5 protein-coding genes are annotated in these 4148 nt (G+C 61.0%); all 5 read left to right on the top strand.

Annotated features, from left to right (window positions below; all coding sequences use genetic code 11):
• Positions 1 to 178: 178 nt before the first annotated feature.
• Positions 179 to 370, top strand: coding sequence for a hypothetical protein (locus tag ACV4UY_RS16530; protein ID WP_491608654.1), 192 nt, complete (start codon positions 179 to 181; stop codon positions 368 to 370).
• Between the two features lie 25 nt (positions 371 to 395).
• Positions 396 to 911 (top strand): hypothetical protein, encoded by a 516-nt coding sequence (locus ACV4UY_RS16525; protein ID WP_491608653.1) that lies wholly within the window; start codon positions 396 to 398, stop codon positions 909 to 911.
• A gap of 42 nt (positions 912 to 953) precedes the next feature.
• Positions 954 to 1454: a hypothetical protein gene (locus tag ACV4UY_RS16520; RefSeq protein ID WP_491608652.1), complete on the top strand. Its 501-nt coding sequence runs from the start codon at positions 954 to 956 to the stop codon at positions 1452 to 1454.
• 109 nt (positions 1455 to 1563) lie between these two features.
• Complete coding sequence (locus ACV4UY_RS16515; protein ID WP_491608651.1) at positions 1564 to 2175, top strand: hypothetical protein; 612 nt, start codon at positions 1564 to 1566, stop codon at positions 2173 to 2175.
• Positions 2176 to 2201: 26 nt separating this feature from the next.
• A complete protein-coding gene (locus ACV4UY_RS16510) occupies positions 2202 to 4088 on the top strand; it encodes a hypothetical protein (RefSeq protein ID WP_491608650.1) in 1887 nt (628 codons plus the stop codon).
• The last annotated feature ends 60 nt before the right edge of the window (positions 4089 to 4148 follow it).

The following is a 4148-nucleotide window of genomic DNA, read 5'->3' as shown; positions in this document are numbered from 1 at the left end:
CACATTCCAAACTGGGTGCGGTTTAGCGCCTCCTCCACCCATTTTTTTCGCCCCCATCCGCAAAAAATCACCGCCTCCGCGCATAGAAGGGTGTGTCATCCACATCCATCCGCTGGAGCGTGCCATGATCCTTATCCTCAGAAAACTGCCATTCAAACGCATCATAAGGAGAAAAGCGATGAAATACCTGCTCATGCCCATTCTGCTCGTCTTGGCCCTGCTGGCTGGGGCGGTGTTGCAATCCACGGCGCGCCTCGCGCTGGGCGGTCCAACGGTGGTGGACAAGGTGGTGGAGGTGGTGCTCGAAGAGGGGCAAAAGGTGGTGGAGTTGCCGGTGAAAAGTCAGACCCTGCAACCGGTCGTGCGCTGATCCCAGCGCACCCATGGGAGGAACCGTGTTCACGCAGGGGGTCAACGGGGTGTGGGGAGCGGATGCGCTGTTCATCGGCCTGGTCACGGTGGTGCTCATCGCACGGATCAAGCATCTGCACTGTCGGGGACTGTGGTGCGCGGCACTGGTGAATTTCGTCGGGGTGGTGCTGCACGAAACCGCCCACTACGCGGTCGCCCTCTTGCTGGGAGGGCGACCCACCCGCTTCTCGGTGTGGCCCCGACATACCCCCCAAGGCTATCTGTTCGGTCAGGTGACCTGCAGCCGTATCCATCCCCTCAACGCCGCACCCATCGCACTGGCGCCGCTGCTGCTGCTGTGGGTGGCCGGGTGGATCGCGCACCATTTCTTTCTCTACTTTCCCAGGCAGTGGCCCCATGCGCTGCTCTATCTGTTCCTGCTGGTCGTGGTCATCGAAAACGCCTTGCCCTCGCTGCCCGACTGGCGGTTGGCCTGGCGGCATCCCCTGGGGCTGCTGGTCTGGTGCGGCGCGCTGCTCGGATGGATGCTCCTGGCCTGAAACACAACGCTTCATCAACCCTCATGACAAGGAGTGACGCACATGTTGGCCGAATCGCACAACTGGTGGATCCTGATCCCTGCCGGCATGCTGGCCCTGATCGGCGTGGTCAAGCTGATGCAGACCGGGATGGTTTTCTTGTTCTGGGCCTTACTGGTGGTGGCGGGCGCCGGGGGCATGCACTACGGTTGGACCCACGGGGAGATCGATCCGGCGCGGCTCGTCTCCATGCAGACCTTGACCGATGGGCTGCGGGCCCTGTCCCAATGGGAGCTGAACGGCTGGCTGGAGCGGGCCAGGGATCTCCAACAGCACTGGAACGAAACCCTTTCCCAACCCTCGACCTCCGCACCCACCAAAGCCCAAGCCGTACCCCAACCCGCGCCAACCCTTCAACCCGTTCCCGCACGGCAATCCGAGCCCCAACCCGCGCCCCAACCCACGTTCGAACCGGTCAAGCCGTTCAGGCCCGCTCTCCCGGAAACCCCTGTCACGAGCGCGCCCATTCCGGTTCAGCCGGTTCCCGGAGGCCGTTTTCGCTAGGTCGGAACATTATTCACGCCACGAGCGCGGGTGACCGGGAAAAAATCCACCGTCTCTCCGCATAGATCAGGGTATCATCCACCCTTGATGGCCCATAAGGAGACCTTTCATGACCAACATGACACATCGCATCACCGTTTTGCCGACCCGCTTGCCCCCCGTGGGCCTCTCCGTGGTACTCCTGCTGCTCACGGGTTGCGCCTCGGCGCCGCCGCCCGATCCGATGGAGAGCTGGAGGAATCCGGAGTTTCAGGAGCAGTGGAACCGCTGCATCCGCGAGGGCTCCGGGGAGAGTTTCTGCTCGGCCACGTTTCGCAAGACCGATCCCACCCCATCGGGCGGGTCGCTGGTCACCGAGGGGCAGTTCGTGCGCAAGAACGCCCCACCGGAGAAGTCACCAGGGGGAGATGGGGTGCTGGTGGTGGTGACCGAACCCAAGGAGAGCCCCAAGCCGCAACCGGCCAAGCCCTACGTCAACCCGGACGCCAAAAAACCACCCTCCACCCCGAAGACAACCGCGGCCAAACCCGCCAAACCGAAACAACCAACCTCGCAACCGACGCCGATCACCGGCACCCCCGCGCCGCCGGCCCCACGGGAGAGCATCACCGTCACGCCCTGCCTGGATGAGGACAAGAAGAACTCCCGTCAGATCCAGGAGAACATCCAATCCCTGCGCGGCTCCTTGCGGGAGTGGATGCGCAGTCGTGGCGACCAGTAACCCCTTTTGGTTCAAGAAAGGTTCCCATGAGTCAACTGTCTGCCGAACAACAGCTCATCGAAGACCGCAAAGGTCCGGAACTGCGCGAGATCCTGCGCACGATCCGGGAATCCGAGAGCCAGGGAGAGCCTCGTTTCACCTACGAGACCTGGAAAAAGCTGGGACAAACCATCGCAACGCGCAATTTCGCCTCCCCGCTCTGGGAGTTGAGCCACATGGTGCGCATCGCCGAAGCCTGCTCGCCGGAGCAGGGTCAATTCTTAGGACTGTTCTACGAGGTGGAATGGGCGCGACCCGAGGGGTTCCGGGGTTATTTGCAACGGAACCTGCCGCGTTCCGCGCGACCGCCGATGCGGTTGACCCCGAAAGGGGTGGAGATCGCCTACCAGGATCAACCGTTCACGGTCTGGTTTCAGCGCATGCCGTATCTCACGGCTTTGCTGGAGTTTCTGTTCATCACCGGTAGCTATGACGCATGGGGCGAACCGTTTCGCGAGATGCTGGCCGCCGCGCCCACCCGGCAAGCCACTTCGGCATGCGCATCGGCCCTCCGCATCCATCTCAACCGGTATCTGGACGCGCATCTGCCCAAGGAGACCAAGCAGCGCAAGTTCCGTCGCCTGATCGCGTTCATGGAGGCGCGCCATGGAGGGGACTTCTCCAATGCCGATTTTCAGGATGAGGTGGTCCTCGACTACTGGAGGCAAGAGCGCGCCGACCCGAACGAACAACGGGAGGAGTCCATGGTGACGTTTCGCAACGTGGCCAAGGGCTTCATGGATCTCTTCCGCGCTCTGGAGCGGGCGGTCCAGATGAACCGCATCCAGACGCCCCACTCTGCCGAGGCGGTATTGGGATCCTGGGAACGGATCGGGGAGTCCCAAAACGATCCGGAAGAGACGAAATACGATCCCTGGGAAGAGGAGAACACCCTTTGGGAAGCGGAAAACGACGCCGTGGAGGCCGGATACGATCCTCTGGAGGAGGATGAGGTCTCAGAGGACGCGAAAGATCCTCTGGAGAAGAGATACGATCCTTTAGAGAGGGCGCTCACCAGCGAGGCCGAGTACGAGACTCAAGACGGCACGATGACCCATGCCCCGCATCTGGCCCTGGAGGATCCGCCGATGAAACGGATCAAGTTTTTGAACAACATCGAGAAGGAGGATCTCGAATTCTGTCTGCATGATCACCGTGCGGCCTTACAGATGCCACGCACGGTCTGGCGCTGCGAGGTGTTCTGTCCGGCGCAGAAACGAATCGGCAATCTTCCACGCACGATTGCCGTGGAGGATCTGTCGGAAATGATCGGACAGAGTATCGAGGAGAGCTACGAGGTACGTTTCAACAAGCTCGGAGAACATCTGGCGACGTTGGAGCGCACCCGGAACGCCTTGCTGCATATCCTGTTGAAAGCGCAAAGGCGCGAGGCGCTCGGCTGGTTGCTGGAGTTGTGTCCAGTGGGCGATCTGGAAGCCTTTGGAAAGAAGTGGACCACGGTCAAGGATGAAAACGGGCAAATTCAGACCCTGTCGCGTCAGGAGACGCTCCAGAGGATCGATCCGGACCCATGGCGGGCCAAGCAAAGGATTGCCCAAATCTTTCTCGACATGACCGCCAAACCGGAGCTGTTCGGGCCGAAGTTGAGCGCCTGGTTGGCGCAATGCAAGAGCGATTATCAGAAGATCAACCGTCAGGGATTCAAACGCGCGGATGCCGACGACGCGGAGGTTATAGAAGGTTTTGTCCAGGCCATTCCCCATCTCAAGCAGACGCTGCGCATGGTGACGGCTTACCATGCCCGTGTGACCCGGATGGCCGGGACGGACACACAACGACACGAGATGTTTCGACAGGATCGCGAGATCTTTACCCGGAAATTCATTGAACTCTATGAAGGAGTCACCCCATGATCACCTGGAACCGGATGGAGCCTTCCCGTCGGAAGGCCGCCGAAGCCATGTTTTGTGCCC

This window comes from Candidatus Magnetaquiglobus sp. (genome assembly GCF_058402785.1).
The sequence above is the reverse complement of the archived record's forward strand: the minus strand, read 5'-3'. Positions and strand labels throughout refer to the sequence as shown.